Source organism: Streptomyces sp. NPDC051555 (genome assembly GCF_044454405.1).
In the GTDB taxonomy this organism is placed as follows: Bacteria; Actinomycetota; Actinomycetes; order Streptomycetales; family Streptomycetaceae; genus Streptomyces.
Window position 1 is genome coordinate 131366 of sequence record NZ_JBITDP010000014.1, and the last position, 19558, is coordinate 150923.

Genomic DNA, 19558 nt, shown 5'->3' on the forward strand with positions numbered 1-19558 from the left:
AAGGGCCATCGGAAGGGACACCGGGAGGGCCATCGGAACGGTGATCAGAAAGGCGCATCGAGTGCCTTCCCGATGGTCGACTGGAGCGCCGCCGCGACGACGTCACTCGTGACCACCTTGTACAGAACGGCGGCGAACGCACACGCCGCGATCGTGCCCATGGCGTATTCCGAAGTCGACATTCCCGCGTCCCCGCAGCGGCCCCGCAGAGCCGACCGAACACGCACCCACATGATCCTCACGACAACCTCCTGTGAATTTTCGTAACTGATGTGATTTCAGTTGCCCGAGAGGAGACCGGAAGCCATTCCGATCACCACCGGGGCCACCCCTACGGCGAGAAAGGCGGGGAGGAAACACAGCCCGACCGGAGCGGTGATGAGCACCGAGACCCGCTGCGCCCTGGCCCCCGCCCGCCGGGCCCGGTCCTCGCGGACCCGCGCCGCCAGCCGCGACACCTGCTCCGCCGCGGGCGCCCCGGTCCGCGCGGCCCGGTCCAGGTACTCGGCGAGCTCCCGGGCGTCCGGCAGCCGGGCCAACCTCCCCCACGTCCCGCCCGGTTCACCGCCGAGCCGCAGCTCCGCCCCGGCCAGGGCCAACCGCTCGCCCACCGGCCCGCCCAACGACTCCCCGACCACCTCGGCGGCCTCCACCGGCCCGGCGCCGGCCGCCAGGCACGCGGCCAGCAGATCCGCGGCGAGGGGCAGCTGACGCGCCGCTTCCCTCAGTTCCTCCCCCTCTCCCGGCGACGCCCGCGCCCGGAGCTGCCACCTGCGCGCCCCGAAGGCCGCCGCGCACCCGACCGCCCCACCCACCGCCCCGCCGACCAGGACCCAGCCGGCCAGCAGCGCGCCGAGCGGCCCCGCCCACACCCCCGCGACGCCCCGGACCCGGCTCCCGAACCCGGACCCGGAGTGAACCCGCTCCACCCCGAGGAGCACCGCGATCCTGCGCCGGGCCGCCCGTCCGCGGACCCGCGCGCCCAGCACCGACCCCAGGCACATCACCGCTCCCGCGAGACAGAGCGCCGTCCCCAGCCTGTGGACGAAGAGCGGGGAGTGAACGAAGAGCGGGGAGTGAACGAAGAGCGGGGAGTGGACGGAGAGCGGGGAGTGGACGGAGAGCGGGGAGTGGACGGAGAGCTGGACCGCGACGCCGCCCATCACCGCTCCCCCGCCCGCATCAGCCGCCGGCACCACAGCAGCCCGAGCACCTCCAGGACCCCGCCCACCGCCAGACATCCCAGACCCAGCGGCGTGTGGAGCAGCACCCGCACGGGATCGGCGCCCATCACGGTCCCCATCAGCAGACCGACCAACGGCAACAGCGCGAGCACGACCGCGGTGGACCGCGCCCCCGCCAGCTGGGCCCGCAGCGACTCCTCCTGGTCCCGCTCCGCCCGCAACGCCCCCTCCAGCCGCTCCAACCCGGCCGCCAGCCCCGCTCCGCCGTCCAATGACACCCGCCAGCAGGCGGCCATCCCGGCGAGCCCCTCCGCGCCCGGCTCCCGGGCCGCCGACCGCAGCGCACCGGCCACGTCCCCGCCGAAGGCCGCCGCGGCCAACAACCCCGCCTCCGCGGCGCCCGGACCTCCCGGTCCGGCCACCGTGCGGCGCATGGCCGCCGTCAGTGCCTGCCCCGGCTGCGCCCCGGAGCGCAGCTCCGCCACGACCGCCCCGCACAGCGCCGCCACCTCCGCGGCCCGTGCCTCCCGGGCCCGGGCCCGCCGACGCACCCTCAGGAGCCTGCGCACCAGCGGCACCGCCACCGCGCCCGCGACGAGCGGGATCACCGATCGGCCCAGCACCGCGAGGAGCAGCCCGACCAGCAGCGCGCCCCACTCCGGCCGGCGTGCCGCCCGTACCCGCGCCGCGGCGAGCACCCGCTCCCACGGCACCGGCCCACCGGGTGCCACCGGCCCCGCCCCGGCCAGCAACAGCCGGGCCCGCCGGGGCCCCCGGTCGCCTCCGGCCAACGACCAGGCCGCCGCTCCGCCGCACAGCGCCGCGGCGAACACCGGAGCCGACACCAACGACGTCCCCGCGCTCACCGGACCCCTCCCAGCAGCGGGCGCAGCCGCTCCCAGCCCGCCTCCCGGACGAAGCCGCGCGATCCCCAACGCAGCGCCGGTACCGTCACCACCAGTCCGGCGGGGTCCCGCTCCAGCACGTGCACCTCGGCCACCCGGCGCCGCCCGCCACGGTCCCGGACGAGATGGATCACCAAGGACAGCGCCGACGCCAACTGGCTGTGCAGGGCCGCCCGGTCCAGCCCGGCGGCGCTCCCGAGCGCCTCCATCCGGGCCGGGACGTGCGCGGCGGCATTCGCATGGACCGTCCCGCAGCCGCCCTCGTGCCCGGTGTTCAACGCGGCCAGCAGGTCAGCCACTTCGGGCCCGCGCACCTCACCCACGACCAATCGGTCCGGGCGCATCCGCAGCGCCTGGCGGACCAGGTCCGCCAAGGTGACCAGGCCGGCGCCCTCCTGGTTGGCCGGTCTGGCCTCCAACCGCACCACATGCGGATGGTCGGGGCGCAGCTCGGCCGAATCCTCGGCCAGGACGATCCGCTCGCCCGGCCCGACCAGCCCCAGCAACGCGGAGAGCAGGGTGGTCTTCCCGGTCCCGGTGCCCCCGGAGACCAGGAACGAGAGCCGGGCCTCGACCAGGGCCCGGAGCAGCCGCTGCCCACCCGGTGGCAGCGTCCCCGCGGCCACCAGCTCGTCCAGGGTGAAGGCCCGAGGCCGCACCACCCGCAGCGACAGACAGGCCGATCCCACCGAGACCGGCGGCAGCACCGCATGCAGCCGGGTCCCGTCCGGCAGTCGCGCGTCCACCCAGGGCCGCGCATCGTCGAGCCGGCGCCCCGCGACTGCGGCCAGCCGCTGCGCGAGCCTGCGCACCGCCTCGGCGTCCGTGAAGGTCACGGAGGTCAACTCCAGCCCTCCGCCCCGATCCACCCACACCCGGTCGGGCGCCGCCACCAGGACGTCCGTCACGCCGGGATCGGCCAGCAGCGCCTCCAGGGGCCCCGCGCCGACCAGCTCGCACCGCAACTCCTCTGCCGCCCCCAGCACTTCCGCGTCCCCCAACAGGCGCCCCTGGGCCCGCAGCGCCGCCGCCACCCGGGCCGGGGTCGGCTCCGCGCCGCTCTCCGCGAGCCGCTGGCGCACCGCGTCCAGCAACCCCGCGGTCATCCCGTCACCCCCTGACCGCTGGAGACGGACACCCGCTCCCAGAAGCCGTCGCAGAACCGCGCCAGCGCGCCCCGGGGACGCGCCCCGGGCGTCTCCCCCTCGGCCACCCGCCCCGGCAGCCCCACCTCCAGCGGCACCTCCCCGGCCAGCGGCACCCGCAGCAGCTCGGCCACCTCCTCGGCGTCCAGCCCGCCCGGGAGCCTCCCCCGGACCACCACCCGCACGTCCCGGGCCACCATCCGCACCCCGGCCGCCACCCGCCCGGCGGCGGCCACCGCCCGCAGCTCACCCGGCACCACGAGCAGCACCAGGTCCAGCTGGGCCAGCACCTCGGCCACCCCCTCGTCCACCCGGCGGGGCAGGTCGACCACCACCACCCCGCCCCGGCGGCGCGCGGCGGCCACCACGGACCGCATCGCGGCGGGCGGCACCACCACCCGGTCCCCCCGGTCCCAGCTGAGCACCCGCAACGCGTGCAGTTCCGGCAGCGATTCGGCCAGCGCATCACCGCCGACCCGGCCGCGCGAGCCGGCGAAGTCCGGCCAGCGCAGCCCTTCCGCGCCCTCACCCCCGAGCAGCACATCCATCCCGCCGCCCAGCGGGTCACCATCGATGAGGAGGGTCCGCTCCCCGGAGGCGGCGGCCCGCACCGCCAGGGCACAGGCGAGCGTGGACGCCCCGGCGCCGCCGCTCCCGCCGATCACCCCGACCGTGAGCGCGGGCCGTCCGGCGCCCTCCACCACATCGGCGATGCGGTCGACGAGCCGGCCCTCGGCGTCCGGCAGCCACAGGACCTCCTCGGCCCCGATCTCCACCGCCCGCTGCCACACCAGGGGGTCGTCCAGATCCCGGCCGACGAGGAACACCCCGTCCCTGCGGGGCGCCCCGCGCACCCGCCGGGCGGCGTCGTCCCCCACCAGGACGAGCGGCGCGGCCTCCCAGCCGACCCCTGCGGCGCCACCGGGACGCGCTCCACGATCCGCGCGGCCCGCGCCACCTCGATCACCCCCGACGGATCGGACGCCTCCGCCGGCTCCGACAGCTTCATCAGCTCCATCGGGCCCCGCGACCCACGCCGTTCCGCTTTGCTCGGGCACCGAGTGCGCCACATGCGGCTCGGCCCCCGCGGCGGCGCACAGCCGCAGCAGGTCGTCGAGCAGCAGCGGGTCCTCCGTGATGATCAGTGGTCGGCCACCGCCACCGAGCGTCCCGGACCGCGGACCACCTCCCCGCCACCCCGGCCGACCACCGGCGGAACCCGACTGCGCCCGCCCCGGCCGCGCCCTCGCACCGATCCCGACCCCGCCCCGCCGCCTCCGGCCCCTCGCCTCGGCGACCGGGTCCACCACCGGTGCCGCCGACGCTCCGGGCGAAGAACCAAACGAAGAGCCGATCGACGTACCAGTCGTCGATCCGGCGAAGGATCCAGCCATGATCTCCACCCATTTCTCACCGCAAATCCCGGGTCGTGGACTTCACGCCCGGAATCACCGTGCAGCGATGAGGGGAAATCAAGTGGATCTTGCTCGAAAACTGTGGACAAGAACTCGCCTGTGAATAACTCCGACACCCACATGGGTGAGTTCAGAGCGCCGCGGAACGACTACGCACCGTCACGCGTCTGGGGAGGTATGGGCCTTCGCCACGCAGGCCCACCGAGCGAAGGGGGCCAGAGGAATGATCACTTGGGGCCGAAGGCAGGGACGCAAACCGCGTCCGGACATGCGACGACCCCCGCCGGGGGGGAGAGCGGGGGTCGTCCCCACGGTCCGACTCGGGGGGGGAGGAGCCAGACCGGGTTAGCACGGTCGCGAACGATCCGTGACTTCCATGGTGTACCCGAGAGCCTTCTTAGGCAAACCCACGCGCCACACCTTACGCCGAATGGTGGGCGCATATGCTCGGGGCGTGGAAAATCAGCCCTTGCCGCACTCCTTGCCTCGCACCGCTGCCTTCTTCGACCTGGACAAGACCGTCATTGCGAAGTCCAGCGCCCTGACGTTCGGCAAGTCCTTCTACCAAGGCGGCCTGATCAACAGGCGAGCGGTGCTGCGCACCGCGTACACCCAGTTCATCTTCCTGGCCGGCGGCGCCGACCACGATCAGATGGAGCGGATGCGGGAGTACCTCTCCGCGCTCTGCAAGGGGTGGAACGTGCAGCAGGTCCGGGAGATCGTCGCCGAAGCCCTGCACGACCTCATCGACCCGATCATCTACGACGAGGCCGCCTCGCTCATCGAGGCCCATCACACCGCGGGCCGCGACGTGGTGATCGTGTCCACCTCCGGCGCGGAGGTGGTCGAGCCGATCGGCGCGATGCTCGGCGCCGACCGGGTGGTCGCCACGCGCATGGTGGTCGGCGAGGACGGCTGCTTCACCGGCGAGATCGAGTACTACGCCTACGGGCCCACCAAGGCGGAAGCCGTGCGGGAGTTGGCCGAGTCCGAGGGCTACGACCTCGCGCGCTGCTACGCCTACAGCGACTCGGTGACGGACATCCCGATGCTGGAGGCGGTGGGCCACCCACATGTGGTCAATCCCGATCGGACGTTGCGGCGCGAGGCGATCGCCCGCGAGTGGCCGGTCCTGGTCTTCAACCGCCCGGTCCGGCTCAAGCAGCGACTGCCCGGACTCTCCATGCCCGCCCGGCCCGCGCTGATCGCCGCCGCGGCCGTCGGCGCCGCCGCGGCCACGGCGGGCCTGGTCTGGTACGCCAGCCGCCGCCGGGCGAACGCCCTCGCCGCGGTGACCGGTTCGGCCTGACCCCGCCCCGTACCCGACCCCACCCCGAACCCGGGCCGCCTCCGAACCCGGCTCCGCCCAGAAACCCGGCCCGCCCGAACCCGCCGAGGCAGGCCCTGACCAGCACGGACAGGGCCTGTCCGATTCACACCGGTACGCCCAGGAAAGTAAAGAAGTGAGGCTAGGGGTTCCGCTTACCTCGGAAGCGGGGTACAAATGAGTCAACGGCCCGCGAGACCAAAGAACATCCGAGAGGATCATCTTTAACCGCAGTAAGGCCCACGGACCGAGCAGAACGCATGAACGCCGAGCACCCACGCGACGTCGACCCGTCGATTACGGGCCAGCCGCACCAGGTGACGGGCAGAGCTCCCGACCTGATGGGCAATCTTCGAGGACGCTTGGTAACTGGGCGTAAATGCCAGCGGCGACACCAGAGCAAGACGGTGTCGCCGCATCCCTTTGTCGGCCTTCGGAGCGTGCGCCCCTCGGACCACGCGACCCCTCGGACCGCATGACGTCTTGGACCGCGCGACCCCTCGGACCGTGCGCCCTCAGGCCGCCCCGCGCTGGAGCGCCTCGCACACCGCCGTCGACTCGCGGACACCCAGCTCGACCGCCCGCCCGCAGTGTGCGATCCAGGCGGCCATCCCTTCCGCGGTCCCGGACACGTAGCCCTCGAAGGCCGCCAGGTACGCCGCCGACCCCTGCTCGGCGTGGCCGACCTCCGCGGGGCAGATCGCCTTCGGGTCGAGGCCGCTGTTGATGAGCACGATCCGCTCGGCCGCCCGCGCGACCAGGCCGTTGTACGAGCCGAACGGCCGCAGGGCCAACAGCTCGCCGTGCACCACCGCAGCCGTGACCAGGGCCGGCGCCGAACCCCCGCCGATGATCAGGCCGGACAGCCCTTCGAGCCGCCCCGCGACCTCCTGCGCGTCCGGCAACGCAAGTGTCACCAGCGGCTCGTCCACCGGCTCACCGGCCAGCCTCGGCCGCCCCACGATGTCACCGGCGTGCGGGTCGGTTCCGGAACCCGGTTCCGAGCCCGCCGCCGCGCCCGCCTTGACCTGCCCCACCGCCACCAGGTGCAGCCGCGCGAGCACCCGCATCGGCGACTGCCGCCAGATGCTCAGCAGCTGCCCGGCCTCGGCGGTGAGCCGCAGCGCCGCGCCCACGGTCCGCGCCTGCTCCTCCGAGCCGAAGTCGCTGCGCCGCCGGACCTCCTCCAGCGCCCAGTCCGCTCCGGACAGCGCGGCGCTACCGCGCGCGGCGCGCAGTGCGGCCTCCGAGGTGATCTCCCCGGCCCGTCGGCGCATCACCCGGTGCCCGTAGACCCGGTCCACGGCTTTGCGTACGGAGTCCACCGCGTCCGGGACGCCGGGGAGCGACGTCAGGGCGGCCAGCGGGTCAGAAGCGCTACTCATAAGTAGGGAGCCTACGCACTGCCCACCCATAGCACCGACCCCTCCTTGGAGTGGTCTTCTTCACTCACATCGACCACGACGTGCGATCAACCGACTACGCTTGGTGAACATGAAGATCGCTTTCGTGGGAAAGGGCGGCAGCGGCAAGAGCACGCTGTCCTCCCTCTTCATCCGCCACCTCGCAGCCAATGAGGCCCCCGTCGTCGCGGTGGACGCCGACATCAACCAGCACCTGGGCGCCGCGCTCGGCCTCACCGAGGACGAGGCCGCCGCGATGCCCGCCATGGGCGCGCACCTGCCGCTGATCAAGGAGTACCTGCGCGGCTCCAACCCCCGCATCGCCTCCGCCGAGGCGATGATCAAGACCACCCCGCCCGGCACCGGCTCGCGCCTGCTGCGCGTCGCCGAGGACAACCCCGTATACGACGCGTGCGCCCGCACCGTCACGCTCGACGGCCACGAGGAGGGCGACGTCGAATACGTCCGGCTCATGGCGACCGGGCCGTTCACCGAGTCCGATCTGGGCGTGGCCTGCTACCACTCGAAGGTCGGGGCGGTCGAACTCTGCCTGAACCACCTCGTGGACGGGCCCGACGAGTACGTCGTCGTCGACATGACGGCCGGTTCGGACTCCTTCGCCTCCGGCATGTTCACCCGCTTCGACATGACCTTCCTGGTCGCCGAACCGACCCTCAAGGGCGTCTCCGTCTACCGCCAGTACAAGGAGTACGCGCGGGACTTCGGGATCACGCTCAAGGTGGTCGGGAACAAGGTCCAGGGACAGGACGACGTGGACTTCCTGCGCGCCGAGGTGGGCGACGACCTGCTCGTCACCGTCGGGCACTCCGACTGGGTGCGGTCGATGGAGAAGGGTCGCCCGGCCCCCTTCGACCTGTTGGAAGCGAGCAACCGAGTGGCCCTGCAAGTGCTGCAGGACGCGGCCGACGACTCGTACGCCGGACGCGACTGGGCCCGGTACACCGAGCAGATGGTGCACTTCCACCGGAAGAACGCCGAGAGCTGGGGCAACGCGAAGACCGGGGTCGACCTGGCGGACCAGATCGACCCCGACTTCGTGCTGCACGAGCGGCTGGGTCAGCAGCGGACCGGGGTGCCCGGTGGGCCGCTCAGCTCTCCTCTGCCGACTCCGCAGCCGGCTTGACGCCCGCGGGCGCCGCGGGAGCGGAGGGCGGGGTGGCCGGCGGACCCGCCGTCAGGAACTTCGTCCAGCCCTCCTTCGGCGCCTGGCCGACATCGAGCGTGCGCATCCACTCCAGGGCCTTGGGGTCCTGCGCGTCCAGCCAGTCGGCCAGCTCGCGGAAGGTGACGCAGCGGACGTCCTTCTGCGTGCACATGCCCTTGATGGAGTCCTCCACGGCGCGCATGTAGGTGCCGCCGTTCCAGGACTCGAAGTGGTTGCCGATGATCAACGGCGCCCGGTTGCCGTCGTGGACGCGACCGAAGGCCTTCATCAGGCCGTCGCGCATCTGCTCACCCCAGTAGGCGTGCTGCGAGGGGTCGCCCTGGGTGGTCGTACCGGACTGGTTGACCAGGTAGTTGTAGTCCATGCTGAGCGTCTCGAAGGCACGGCCCGGCATCGGCACCAGTTGGAGCGGCAGGTCCCACAGTCCGTCCGTCTTCTTCGGCCAGATCTGCTTGCTGATGCCGCTCGAGTCGTAGCGGAAGCCCATGTCCTTGGCCGCCAGCATGAAGTTCTTCTGGCCTTCGAGGCAGGGCGTCCGGGCGCCGATCAGTTCCTTGTCGTAGTCGAAGGGGAGCGCCTTCTCCTGCTTGAGGGCCGGGGTGTTCGTCTTCCAGGACTTGACGAAGGACTTGGCCTGGTTGATCTCGCTCTTCCACTCCTCCACCGACCAGGTGCCGACGCCGCCCTCGGGACCGCAGAAGTGGCCGTTGAAGTGGGTGCCGATCTCGTTGCCCTCCAGCCAGGCGCCGCGGACCTGCTCGGCGGTGTCCTTGATGCCCTGGAGATCACCGAAACCGATGTCCGAGCGGCCGGACGAGTGCTGGGGAGCGGTGTAGAGGGAACGCTTCTCCTCGGGGAGCATGTAGACGCCGCTGAGGAAGTACGTCATCCGCGCGTTGTACTGCTTGCCGACCCCGCGGAAGTGCGAGAAGAGCTTCTGGCTGTCCTCGCCGGCACCGTCCCAGGAGAAGACCACGAATTGCGGCGGCTTCTCCCCGGGCTTGAGCTTTTCGGGCTTGGCCACATGCGGCTGCGGGCCCGTGTACGAGGTCGAGCCGTCGCCGATCATCCGGAGCACGCTGCCCGGCGCCTCCGGCGCTGCCGCACCCTTCCTGACCTGCCCACCAGCGGAGCCGGTGGGCTTGACGGGGTCCGAGGCACCGCACCCGGTCACCCCCAGGGCCAGTGCCGTGGCGACCAGGCCGCCGGCGATCTTCTTCGTGGCGGCCATCATCCGCCCACCTCATCCCTTGCCCGTTTCGGTGTTCCGCACGTTCCGACCGAAACGTGCCACGCGACCCACCCCGGGAAAGGTATGACAAGCCCGACAAAATACTTAATCACCCTTGCGAGTTAATTCGTAGACCATTCAACCCCTATGCCTGGGCATGACCTTTACTCTCCATTACCATTCATTTACCGAGTGTTGAGACTCCAGCCGCTTCTCCCGCCGCTCTTCCGCCGCTTCTCCCGCCGCTTCACCCCTGCCCCCAGAGGAGACGGGACATGACCGCCAGCGCCCCCACGCGCTCCCACCAGCACGGCGCCCCGCCCCCGGCACCACCCGGGGTTCCGCCCCGGTTCCCGCCCGGCTTCACCGCCGACCTGTCCGCCTCCGCCGCCGTCTTCCTGATCGCCCTGCCCCTCTCCCTGGGCATCGCCCTCGCCACCGGCGCCCCGCTCCAGGCCGGACTCGTGGCCGCGGTGGCGGGCGGTATCGTCGCCGGACGGTTCGGCGGAGCCCCGCTCCAAGTGAGCGGAGCCGCCACCGGACTCACCGTCGTCACCGCCGAGTTGATCCAGCGCTACGGCTGGCGCACCACCTGCGCCATCACCGTGCTGGCGGGACTGTGTCAGGTGGGCCTCGCCCTGCTGCGCACCGCCCGTTCGGCCCTCATGGTCAGCCCGGCCGTCGTCCACGGCATGCTCGCGGGCGTCGGCGTGACGATCGCGATCGCCCAGCTCCACATCGTGCTCGGCGGCACCCCGCAGAGCTCCGCCGTGGCCAACGTCCGGGGACTACCGGCCCAGTTGGCCGACCTCCATCCGGGGGCCCTCGCCGTCAGCGCGCTCACCCTGACCGTGCTGCTCGCCTGGCCGCGGCTGCCCGGCAGGGCCGGACGGGCGCTGCGCAAGGTCCCGGCGGCGCTCGCGGCCGTCGCCTCGGCCACCGCCTTCGCGGCCCTCGGCGGGCTGAGCCTGCCCCGGGTGGACCTGCCCTCCTGGAGCAGCCACGCCCTGCCGGAGCTGCCCGAGGGGCCCGTCCTCGGCATCCTCGCGGCGGTCCTGACCGTCACCCTGGTCGGCAGTGTGGAGTCGCTGCTGTCCGCGGTGGCCACCGACAAGCTGATCGCCTCCGACCGCGCCACGAGCGCCCGCCCCGCGCGCGCCGACCTCAACCGCGAGCTGCGCGGCCAGGGCCTGGCGAACATCGTCTCCGGCGCGCTGGGCGGCCTGCCCGTCGCCGGCGGGGCCGCCCGCAGCGTGGCCAACGTCAAGTCCGGCGCGGTCAGCCGGAGGTCGTCGATGCTGCACGGCCTCTGGGTGCTGCTCGCGGCCGGGCTGCTCGTGCCCGTACTGGACCTGATCCCGCTCGCCGCGCTGGCCGCGCTCGTCATGGCCGTGGGCGTACAGATGGCGAGCATTGCGCGGCTGCGCAACGTCACCCGGCACCGCGAGTTCGTCGTCTACCTCACGACCATCACGGCCGTGGTGCTCGGGGGCGTGCTCGAAGGCGTGGCCGTCGGCATCGCGGTGGCCGTCGCCATCGCCCTGCACCGGTTGGCGCGCACCCGGATCACCGTGGAGGTGCAGCAGGACGGCACGGTCCACCGGGTCTGGGCGCGGGGCCAGTTGACCTTCCTCGCCGTGCCCCGGCTGAGCCGGGTGCTGGGTCAGATCCCGCACCACGGGCACGTCGTGATCGAGCTGGACGGTTCCTTCATCGACCACGCGGCGTACGAGATCCTCCAGGACTGGCAGGACTCCCACCTGGCGCACGGGGGTTCGGTGGAGATCACCGGCCGCTCCGGCGCCCGGATCGGCGAGGCCGACCGCACCCAGCGCGGGGCGCACCACTGCTGCCGCCCCTGGACCCCCTGGCAGAACCACTGCGACCACCGGGCGGAGCCGGAGCCCGCGGGGGCAGCGGCTGCCTCCGCCCCCGAGCAGGCGGAGAGCGCCCGGACCGCTCCCGAGCCGCGGCGGCGCGGTGCCGGTCAACTGGCCAACGGGATCGGTGCCTTCCAGCGCGACACCGCACCGCACGTGCGCGACGAGTTGGCCCGCCTGGCGCGCGAGGGCCAGAGCCCTTCGCAGCTCTTCCTGACCTGCGCGGACTCCCGCCTGGTCACCAGCATGATCACGGCCAGCGGCCCGGGCGACCTGTTCACCGTGCGCAACGTCGGCAACCTGGTCCCGCTGCCGGGCGCCGAGTCCACGGACGACTCCGTGGCGGCCGCCATCGAGTACGCGGTGGACGTGCTCCGGGTGGACAGCATCACCGTGTGCGGGCACTCGGGCTGCGGGGCGATGCAGGCGCTGCTCAACGCGACTCCGGGCGCGCCGATGACCCCGCTGCGCCGCTGGCTGCGGCACGGGCTGCCGAGCCTGGCGCGGATGGGCAGTCGCCACCACCCCTGGGTGCGGATCTCCGGTCGGCTGCCCGCGGACGCCGTGGAGCAGCTCTGCCTGACCAATGTGGTGCAGCAGTTGGAGCACCTGCGGGCGCACGACGCGGTGGCGCGCAGGCTCGCCGAGGGCACCTTGGAGCTGCACGGCATGTACTTCCACGTGGGTGAGGCGCAGGCCTATCTGCTGTCGCCGGGCGAGGACTTCTTCGACTGCCGGGTCTTCGACAGTGTCCTGCCGGACATCAAGGGGGCAAAAACGGCCAAGCGGGATGCTCCCCCCCTACCCAGGACGGCCACGCACGCCTGACCCGATACGCTCCCTCCTCGAACGCCCCCGGTGGCCCCTTTCCGCGATCCGTCGCAGGAAGGGGCCATCGGCGCCTGCCCGCCCAGGGGTCGGTGCACCCGGCCCGCCGTGGTATAGGTCTAAACCAATTTACGGCAAGGTCTTGTCACCTGGGTGTCTGACCTGATGAGCTATGCCCGGGGACACAACGGACACCCTGGGAAAGGGAGATGTCGTGAGCAATGACAGCCTGGCCAACCTGCTCAAGGAGGAGCGGCGGTTCGCACCGCCCGCCGATCTGGCCACCGCCGCCAATGTGGGCGCCGAGGCGTACGAACAGGCCGACGCGGACAGGCTGGGCTTCTGGGCCGAGCAGGCACGTCGTCTGAGCTGGGCCGTAGAGCCCACCGAGACGCTCGACTGGAGCAACCCCCCCTTCGCGAAGTGGTTCGCGGACGGCAAGCTGAACGTCGCCTACAACTGCGTCGACCGGCACGTCGAGGCCGGCAACGGCGACCGGGTCGCCCTCCACTTCGAGGGCGAGCCCGGCGACAGCCGCTCGATCACCTACGCCGAGCTCAAGGACGAGGTCTCCCGGGCCGCCAACGCCCTGACCGAGCTGGGCGTGCGCACCGGCGACCGGGTCGCCGTCTACCTGCCGATGATCCCCGAGGCCGTCGTCGCGATGCTCGCGTGCGCCCGGGTCGGCGCCGCCCACTCCGTGGTCTTCGGCGGCTTCTCCGCCGACGCCGTCGCCTCCCGCATCCAGGACGCCGACGCCAAGGTCGTCATCACGGCCGACGGCGGCTACCGCCGCGGCAAGGCCACCGCGCTCAAGCCCGCCATCGACGAAGCCGTGACCAAGTGTCCGCAGGTCGAGCACGTGCTCGTCGTACGGCGCACCGGCCAGGAGACCGCCTTCGCCGAGGGCCGGGACGTCTGGTGGCACGACATCGTCGGCCGCCAGTCCGCCGAGCACACCCCCGAGGCCTTCGACGCGGAGCACCCGCTCTTCATCCTCTACACCTCGGGCACCACGGGGAAGCCGAAGGGCATCCTGCACACCTCGGGCGGCTACCTCACGCAGGCCTCGTACACCCACCACGCCGTCTTCGACCTCAAGCCGGAGACCGACGTCTACTGGTGCACCGCCGACATCGGCTGGGTGACCGGACACTCCTACATCGTCTACGGGCCGCTCGCCAACGGCGCCACCCAGGTGATGTACGAGGGCACCCCGGACACCCCGCACCAGGGGCGCTTCTGGGAGGTCGTGCAGAAGTACGGCGTCACCATCCTCTACACCGCGCCGACGGCCATCCGGACGTTCATGAAGTGGGGCGACGACATCCCCGCGAAGTTCGACCTGTCGAGCCTGCGCGTGCTGGGTTCGGTCGGCGAGCCGATCAACCCCGAGGCCTGGATCTGGTACCGCAAGCACATCGGCGGCGACCGCTGCCCGATCGTCGACACGTGGTGGCAGACCGAGACCGGCGCCATGATGATCTCCCCGCTGCCCGGTGTCACCGAGACCAAGCCCGGCTCGGCCCAGCGCGCCCTGCCCGGCATCGGCGCCACCGTCGTGGACGACGAGGGCAACGAGGTCCCCAACGGCGGTGGCGGCTACCTCGTCCTCACCGAGCCGTGGCCCTCGATGCTGCGCACCATCTGGGGCGACGACCAGCGGTTCATCGACACCTACTGGTCCCGCTTCCAGGGCAAGTACTTCGCCGGTGACGGCGCCAAGAAGGACGACGACGGCGACATCTGGCTGCTCGGCCGGGTCGACGACGTGATGCTGGTCTCCGGCCACAACATCTCGACCACCGAGGTCGAATCGGCCCTCGTCTCGCACCCCGCGGTCGCCGAGGCGGCCGTGGTCGGCGCGGCGGACGAGACCACCGGTCAGGCCATCGTGGCCTTCGTCATCCTGCGCGGGAGCGCCGCCGAGAGCGACACCCTGGTCGCGGAACTGCGCAACCACGTGGGCACCACCCTCGGCCCGATCGCCAAGCCGAAGCGCATCCTGCCCGTCCAGGAACTGCCGAAGACCCGCTCCGGCAAGATCATGCGCCGCCTGCTGCGCGACGTGGCGGAGAACCGGGCGGTCGGTGACGTCACCACGCTCGCGGACTCCTCGGTCATGGACCTGATCCAGACCCAGCTGCCCAGCGCGGGCAGCGAGGACTGACGACCGCTCCGTAGAAGAACCGCTCCACAGAAGAACCGCTCCGTAAAAAACTGCTCCACCGAAGGGCCGCTCCACCGAAGGGGGCGTCCGGCGCACAACGCGCCGGACGCCCCTTTCGCACTTAAGGTGATGATCGCCGGATACATCCCTTGCGTACCCCCTGTAAAGTATTCAGAGCGTAAATAATTCGTCCACAGGGTGCGCCGGGAAGTCTGGTCGGCAACGTGCTTCGTCATGCCGTCCAACCCACCCGGAGGTCCTCCCGTGGCCGCGCCCCACCCCAGCGACCAGCTCGACGAGCAGCCCCACGAGCAGCCCGGCCGCAAGCTCCTCGGCCGGCTCTCCCTGCCCGAGCGCCGGTTCGTGGCCGACGCGCTGCGCACCGAGACCGTCGGCGGCGTCCTGCTGCTGGTGGCCGCCATCGCCGCCCTGATGTGGGCGAACATCCCCGCCCTCGCCAACAGCTACGACAGCGTCCGCGGCTTCCACATAGGCCCCGCCTTCCTCGGCCTGGACCTCTCGCTCCAGCACTGGGCGGCCGACGGCCTCCTGGCCGTCTTCTTCTTCGTGGCCGGCATCGAGCTCAAGCGCGAGCTGGTCGCCGGCGACCTGCGCGACGCCAAGGCGGCCGCGCTGCCGGTGATCGCCGCCGTCTGCGGCATGGCCGTGCCCGCACTGGTCTACGTACTGGTCACCACCTTCGGCAACGGCTCGACGGACGGGTGGGCGGTCCCCACCGCCACCGACATCGCCTTCGCGCTCGCCGTGCTCGCGGTCATCGGGACCTCGCTGCCGTCCGCCCTGCGCGCCTTCCTGCTGACCCTCGCCGTCGTCGACGACCTGTTCGCCATCCTGATCATCGCGGTGTTCTTCACCAGCGAGATCAACTTCCTGGCGCTCGGCGGCGCGTTCGTCGGCCTCGTCCTCTTCTGGTTCCTGCTGCGCAGGAACGTCCGCGGCTGGTACGTCTACGTCCCGCTCGCACTGGCCATCTGGGGCCTGATGTACAACAGCGGCGTGCACGCGACCATCGCCGGCGTCGCCATGGGCCTGATGCTCCGGTGCCACCGGAGGGACGGCGAGCAGCACTCGCCCGGCGAGCACATCGAGCACCTGGTCCGCCCCCTGTCCGCCGGTCTCGCCGTACCTCTCTTCGCCCTCTTCTCGGCGGGCGTCTCCCTCTCCGACGATTCGATCGCGCAGGTCTTCACCCGGCCCGAGACGCTCGGCGTGGTGCTCGGTCTGGTCGTCGGCAAGACCGTCGGCATCTTCGGCGGCACCTGGTTGGCCGCGCGCTTCACCAAGGCCGAGCTGAACGACGACCTCGCCTGGCCCGACGTCTTCGCGGTCGCCTCGCTGGCGGGCATCGGATTCACCGTCTCCCTACTGATCGGCGAACTCGCCTTCACCGGCGACCCGACCCTCACCGACGAGGTCAAGGCCGCCGTCCTGATCGGCTCGCTGATCGCCGCCGTCTTCGCGGGCGTGATGCTCAAGCTCCGCAACCGCAAGTACCGGGCCCTGACCGATGCGGAGGAGCGCGACGAGGACCTCGACGGCATCCCGGACATCTACGAGGAGGACAAGCCGGAGTACCACCTGCGGATGGCCAAGATCTACGAGGACAAGGCCGCCGAGCACCGGCGCAGGGCGGCGGCGACCGCTGCCACCGGAGCCGCCACCGGAGCCGAGGGAGCGGAAGCGGCCACCGCCGGGGCCACCGGGTCCCCCGCCGGAGGCGACCGTCCGGCATGATCTGACTGACGGAGGACAGCCGTCGCCGGCAGACGAATGAGGGAGAGAGCGATGAGCGCAGTGGACCAAGGGGCGCAAGGAGCCGAGCGCACACTCGGCCAGCTGGTCGCCTCGGCCACCGCCGAGATGTCCGCCCTGGTGCACGACGAGATCGCCCTCGCGAAGGCGGAGCTGCGCCAGGACGTCAAGCGCGTGGGCATCGGTGGCACCGCCATCGGTATCGCCGGAGTGCTCGGGATCTTCTCGCTGCCGGTGCTGAGCTTCGCGGCCGCGTACGGGATCCACGCCCTCGGCCTGGGCCTCGCCTGGTCGTTCCTGATCGTCGGCGGAGCGTTCCTGCTGCTCGCGGGCCTGCTCGCGCTGCTCGCCGTGTCGAAGTTCAAGAAGGTCAAGCCGCCGGAGCGCTCCATCGCCTCCGTCAAGCAGACCGCGGCGCTCGTCGGCACCGTCAAGCCGCACCCGCGGCCGGTCAGTGACACCGCGGTGGGTGTGGCACGCTCGTCTTCATGACAGCGCCCACACCGGACCCCAGCAGCACCCCGCCCCCGGCTGCCTCGCCGGTGCGGATCGACGGCCCCTGGACCCACCGGGACGTCGCCGCCAACGGCGCCCGGTTCCATGTCGCCGAGCTGGGCGAGGGGCCGCTGGTCCTGCTGCTGCACGGCTTCCCGCAGTTCTGGTGGACCTGGCGCCACCAGTTGGTGGCGCTGGCCGACGCCGGCTACCGCGCGGTGGCGATGGACCTGCGCGGGGTGGGCGGCAGCGACCGCACCCCGCGCGGTTACGATCCCGCCAACCTCGCGCTGGACGTCACCGGCGTCATCCGCTCGCTCGGCGAGCCCGACGCCGCGCTCGTGGGGCACGACCTGGGCGGGTACCTCGCCTGGACCGCCGCCGTCATGCGGCCCAAGCTGGTGCGCCGACTCGTCGTCTCCTCGATGCCGCACCCGCGCCGCTGGCGCTCGGCGATGCTGTCCGACTTCGGGCAGACCCGCGCCAGTTCGCACATCTGGGGCTTCCAGCGCCCGTTCGTCCCCGAGCGGCAGCTCGTCGCCGACGGGGGCGCACTGGTCGGCGAGCTGATCCGCGAGTGGTCCGGGCCGCTGCCGCGCGAGGGCGCCGGCGCCGTCGTGGACGACGAGGCGATCGACGCCTATCGGCGCGCGATGTGCATCCCGTCCACCGCGCACTGCTCGATCGAGCCCTACCGCTGGATGATGCGGTCGATGGCCCGGCCGGACGGACTCCAGTTCAACCGCCGGATGAAGCGGCCGGTGCGCGTGCCCACGCTGCACGTGCACGGCTCGCTCGACCCGGTGATGCGCACGCGCAGCGCCGCCGGTTCCGGGCAGTACGTCGAAGCCCCCTACCGGTGGCGGCTGTTCGACGGTCTCGGACACTTCCCGCACGAGGAGGCGCCGGACCTCTTCTCGACCGAGCTGGTGAACTGGCTGAAGGACCCCGAACCGGACCGCTGACCTCCCGTTCGCCGCCCACCAGCGGTACTGTGCCGGGCCGTTGACGGGCCGTTGACGAGCCGCTGACGGGCCGTCGACGGCGGGAGGACCGGAGCGCCGGCGGGGCCGCCCCGCCAGAACAGGTGTCCTACGCACGTTCACTTGCCCGCCGCATAGGCCAATTGGCCGACTCCGAAGCGATTACGGACCTTGGGGCACGGGCAGAGGTCGAAGTATGGGCTGGACGCACGACTACGGTGACTCCGCACGCGAACGACGCTCGGCCGCCGCGCCGGGCACCCACGAGAGGGTCGGTCGACAGGGCCACGGCCACGACCCCCGACTCGGAATTCCGCTGATCCTGCGCCGCCGGGCCCGCTGGGTCTCGGCCCGCCTGCGCCATCAACGAACGTAGGCGGGTCTCCGAGCGCGGCGCCCGCTCAGGCGGGTCTCGCGGCGCGGGGGCTCACAGGGCGCAGCCCTGGCTGTCGACCCGGCGCTGGGCCGTCCTCCCGTTCCTGATGTCGTCGCGGACCTCGTCCGCCGTCAGGGCGTACCCGGTGTTCGCGTCGTCGAGGGACTTCGCGAAGACGACCCCGTACACCTTGCCGTCGGGCGTCAGGAGCGGGCCGCCGGAGTTGCCCTGGCGGACCGTCGCGTAGAGCGAGTAGACGTCGCGGCGGACGGTGCCGCGGTGGTAGATGTCCGGGCCGTTCGCGTTGATCCGACCGCGGACGCGGGCCGGGCGGACGTCGTACGCGCCGTTCTCCGGGAAGCCGGCGACGATCGCGTCGAACCCGCTCGCCGCGTCCTTCTCGGCGAATTCGAGCGGCGGCGCCTTCAGCTTGGGCACGTCCAGGACGGCGATGTCGCGCTCCCAGTCGTAGAGCACGACCTTGCCGTCGTACAGCTTGCCCTCGCCGCCGATCTGCACGGTCGGCTCGCCGACGCCCCCGACGACGTGCGCGTTCGTCATGACCTTGCCGGGCGCGAAGACGAAGCCCGAGCCCTCCAGCACCTTGCTGCAACTGGGCGCGGTGCCGACGACCTTGACGATCGAGCGCTTGGCGCGCTCGACGACGGGGCTACTGACCAGCGCGGGGTCCGGCGGCTTCACCGCGGTGATCGGCTCGTTCGAGAACGGGCTGAAGACCTGCGGGAAGCCGTTCTGCGCGAGCACGGAACTGAAGTCCGAGAACCAGGTGTTGGCCTGGTCGGGCAGCACCCGCGAGACACCGAGGAGCACCTTGGAGCTACGGACCTCCTTGCCCAGCGTGGGCAGCGAGGTCCCGGCCAGCGCGGAGCCGATCAGCCACGCCACCAGCAGCATCGCCATGACGTTCACCAGGGCGCCGCCGGTCGCATCGACCACGCGCGCCGGCGACCAGGTGATGTAGCGGCGCAGCCGGTTGCCCAGGTGCGTGGTGAAGGCCTGGCCGATCGAGGCGCAGACGATGACGATGACCACCGCGACGACGGCCATGGTGGTGGACACCTTGGCCTTGTCGTCCGTCACCTGGTCCCAGACGAGCGGGAGCAGGGACACGGCGATGAGACCACCGCCGAGGAAGCCGGTCACCGACAGGATGCCGACGACGAAGCCTTGGCGGTAGCCCACGATCGCGAACCACACGGCGGCGACCAGCAACAGGATGTCCAGCACGTTCACGTG

At 71.9% G+C, this 19558-nt stretch carries 16 protein-coding genes; 8 read left to right on the forward strand and 8 right to left on the reverse strand.

The features are described 5' to 3' along the window. Nucleotides 1–44 precede the first annotated feature (44 nt). From ACIBEA_RS26585 to ssd, 5 genes are read right to left on the reverse strand one after another with little or no spacing between them, the layout of a single operon-like run. Nucleotides 45–233, reverse strand: coding sequence for a DUF4244 domain-containing protein (locus ACIBEA_RS26585; protein ID WP_385779099.1), 189 nt, complete (start codon nucleotides 231–233; stop codon nucleotides 45–47). A gap of 45 nt (nucleotides 234–278) precedes the next feature. Continuing rightward, on the reverse strand, nucleotides 279–1163 hold the full coding sequence (locus ACIBEA_RS26590) for a type II secretion system F family protein (protein WP_399265026.1): 885 nt from the start codon (nucleotides 1161–1163) through the stop codon (nucleotides 279–281). After that, nucleotides 1163–2050, reverse strand: a complete 888-nt coding sequence (locus tag ACIBEA_RS26595; protein WP_399265028.1) for a type II secretion system F family protein — start codon at nucleotides 2048–2050, stop codon at nucleotides 1163–1165. The genes ACIBEA_RS26590 and ACIBEA_RS26595 overlap by 1 nt, the downstream gene beginning before the upstream one ends. Next, complete coding sequence (locus ACIBEA_RS26600) at nucleotides 2047–3195, reverse strand: TadA family conjugal transfer-associated ATPase (RefSeq protein WP_399265030.1); 1149 nt, start codon at nucleotides 3193–3195, stop codon at nucleotides 2047–2049. The genes ACIBEA_RS26595 and ACIBEA_RS26600 overlap by 4 nt, the downstream gene beginning before the upstream one ends. Beyond that, nucleotides 3192–4379 (reverse strand): septum site-determining protein Ssd, encoded by a 1188-nt coding sequence (gene ssd / locus ACIBEA_RS26605; RefSeq protein WP_399265215.1) that lies wholly within the window; start codon nucleotides 4377–4379, stop codon nucleotides 3192–3194. Before ssd ends, ACIBEA_RS26600 begins: the two co-directional genes overlap by 4 nt. A gap of 700 nt (nucleotides 4380–5079) precedes the next feature. Between ssd and ACIBEA_RS26610 the strand changes: the two genes are divergently transcribed. After that, nucleotides 5080–5958, forward strand: a complete 879-nt coding sequence (locus tag ACIBEA_RS26610) for an HAD-IB family hydrolase (protein ID WP_354380695.1) — start codon at nucleotides 5080–5082, stop codon at nucleotides 5956–5958. A gap of 533 nt (nucleotides 5959–6491) precedes the next feature. Here ACIBEA_RS26610 and ACIBEA_RS26615 read toward each other — a convergent pair. Continuing rightward, on the reverse strand, nucleotides 6492–7361 hold the full coding sequence (locus ACIBEA_RS26615) for an oxidoreductase (protein ID WP_399265031.1): 870 nt from the start codon (nucleotides 7359–7361) through the stop codon (nucleotides 6492–6494). A gap of 109 nt (nucleotides 7362–7470) precedes the next feature. Between ACIBEA_RS26615 and ACIBEA_RS26620 the strand changes: the two genes are divergently transcribed. Then, entirely contained in the window at nucleotides 7471–8523 is a 1053-nt protein-coding gene (locus ACIBEA_RS26620; RefSeq protein WP_399265033.1) for an ATP-binding protein, read from the forward strand. Here the strand turns inward: ACIBEA_RS26620 and ACIBEA_RS26625 are convergent. Then, complete coding sequence (locus tag ACIBEA_RS26625; protein WP_399265035.1) at nucleotides 8489–9799, reverse strand: hypothetical protein; 1311 nt, start codon at nucleotides 9797–9799, stop codon at nucleotides 8489–8491. The genes ACIBEA_RS26620 and ACIBEA_RS26625 overlap by 35 nt on opposite strands. A 272-nt stretch (nucleotides 9800–10071) precedes the next feature. Here ACIBEA_RS26625 and ACIBEA_RS26630 point away from each other — a divergent pair, with 272 nt between their 5' ends. From ACIBEA_RS26630 to ACIBEA_RS26655, 6 genes are all read left to right on the forward strand, one after another. Next, nucleotides 10072–12504, forward strand: a complete 2433-nt coding sequence (locus tag ACIBEA_RS26630) for a SulP family inorganic anion transporter (protein ID WP_399265037.1) — start codon at nucleotides 10072–10074, stop codon at nucleotides 12502–12504. A 172-nt stretch (nucleotides 12505–12676) separates the two neighbouring features. Next, nucleotides 12677–14674: an acetate--CoA ligase gene (gene acs, locus ACIBEA_RS26635; RefSeq protein WP_399265039.1), complete on the forward strand. Its 1998-nt coding sequence runs from the start codon at nucleotides 12677–12679 to the stop codon at nucleotides 14672–14674. Between the two features lie 264 nt (nucleotides 14675–14938). After that, nucleotides 14939–16429 (forward strand): Na+/H+ antiporter NhaA, encoded by a 1491-nt coding sequence (gene nhaA / locus ACIBEA_RS26640; protein ID WP_399265041.1) that lies wholly within the window; start codon nucleotides 14939–14941, stop codon nucleotides 16427–16429. A gap of 51 nt (nucleotides 16430–16480) precedes the next feature. Further along, nucleotides 16481–16939: a phage holin family protein gene (locus tag ACIBEA_RS26645; RefSeq protein ID WP_354380702.1), complete on the forward strand. Its 459-nt coding sequence runs from the start codon at nucleotides 16481–16483 to the stop codon at nucleotides 16937–16939. After that, on the forward strand, nucleotides 16936–17907 hold the full coding sequence (locus tag ACIBEA_RS26650) for an alpha/beta fold hydrolase (RefSeq protein WP_399265043.1): 972 nt from the start codon (nucleotides 16936–16938) through the stop codon (nucleotides 17905–17907). Before ACIBEA_RS26645 ends, ACIBEA_RS26650 begins: the two co-directional genes overlap by 4 nt. A 214-nt stretch (nucleotides 17908–18121) precedes the next feature. Further along, nucleotides 18122–18301, forward strand: coding sequence for a hypothetical protein (locus tag ACIBEA_RS26655; RefSeq protein ID WP_399265045.1), 180 nt, complete (start codon nucleotides 18122–18124; stop codon nucleotides 18299–18301). A 51-nt stretch (nucleotides 18302–18352) separates the two neighbouring features. Here the strand turns inward: ACIBEA_RS26655 and ACIBEA_RS26660 are convergent, their stop codons facing one another. Then, nucleotides 18353–19555 carry a MarP family serine protease gene (locus ACIBEA_RS26660; RefSeq protein ID WP_399265047.1) on the reverse strand — a complete coding sequence of 401 codons (1203 nt, stop codon included), beginning with the start codon at nucleotides 19553–19555 and terminating at the stop codon, nucleotides 18353–18355. Between the last annotated feature and the right edge of the window lie 3 nt (nucleotides 19556–19558).

Bases quoted from the DNA above. Each gene is read 5' to 3' on its own strand.
- ACIBEA_RS26585 (WP_385779099.1), bottom strand. From the start codon at position 233: ATGTGGGTGCGTGTTCGGTCGGCTCTGCGGGGCCGCTGCGGGGACGCG.
- ACIBEA_RS26630 (WP_399265037.1), top strand. From the start codon at position 10,072: ATGACCGCCAGCGCCCCCACGCGCTCCCACCAGCACGGCGCCCCGCCC.
- ACIBEA_RS26615 (WP_399265031.1), bottom strand. From the start codon at position 7,361: ATGAGTAGCGCTTCTGACCCGCTGGCCGCCCTGACGTCGCTCCCCGGC.
- ACIBEA_RS26645 (WP_354380702.1), top strand. From the start codon at position 16,481: ATGAGCGCAGTGGACCAAGGGGCGCAAGGAGCCGAGCGCACACTCGGC.
- ACIBEA_RS26655 (WP_399265045.1), top strand. From the start codon at position 18,122: ATGGGCTGGACGCACGACTACGGTGACTCCGCACGCGAACGACGCTCG.
- ACIBEA_RS26590 (WP_399265026.1), bottom strand. From the start codon at position 1,163: ATGGGCGGCGTCGCGGTCCAGCTCTCCGTCCACTCCCCGCTCTCCGTC.
- ACIBEA_RS26625 (WP_399265035.1), bottom strand. From the start codon at position 9,799: ATGATGGCCGCCACGAAGAAGATCGCCGGCGGCCTGGTCGCCACGGCA.
- ACIBEA_RS26620 (WP_399265033.1), top strand. From the start codon at position 7,471: ATGAAGATCGCTTTCGTGGGAAAGGGCGGCAGCGGCAAGAGCACGCTG.
- ACIBEA_RS26650 (WP_399265043.1), top strand. From the start codon at position 16,936: ATGACAGCGCCCACACCGGACCCCAGCAGCACCCCGCCCCCGGCTGCC.
- acs (WP_399265039.1), top strand. From the start codon at position 12,677: ATGCCCGGGGACACAACGGACACCCTGGGAAAGGGAGATGTCGTGAGC.
- ACIBEA_RS26610 (WP_354380695.1), top strand. From the start codon at position 5,080: ATGGTGGGCGCATATGCTCGGGGCGTGGAAAATCAGCCCTTGCCGCAC.
- ACIBEA_RS26600 (WP_399265030.1), bottom strand. From the start codon at position 3,195: ATGACCGCGGGGTTGCTGGACGCGGTGCGCCAGCGGCTCGCGGAGAGC.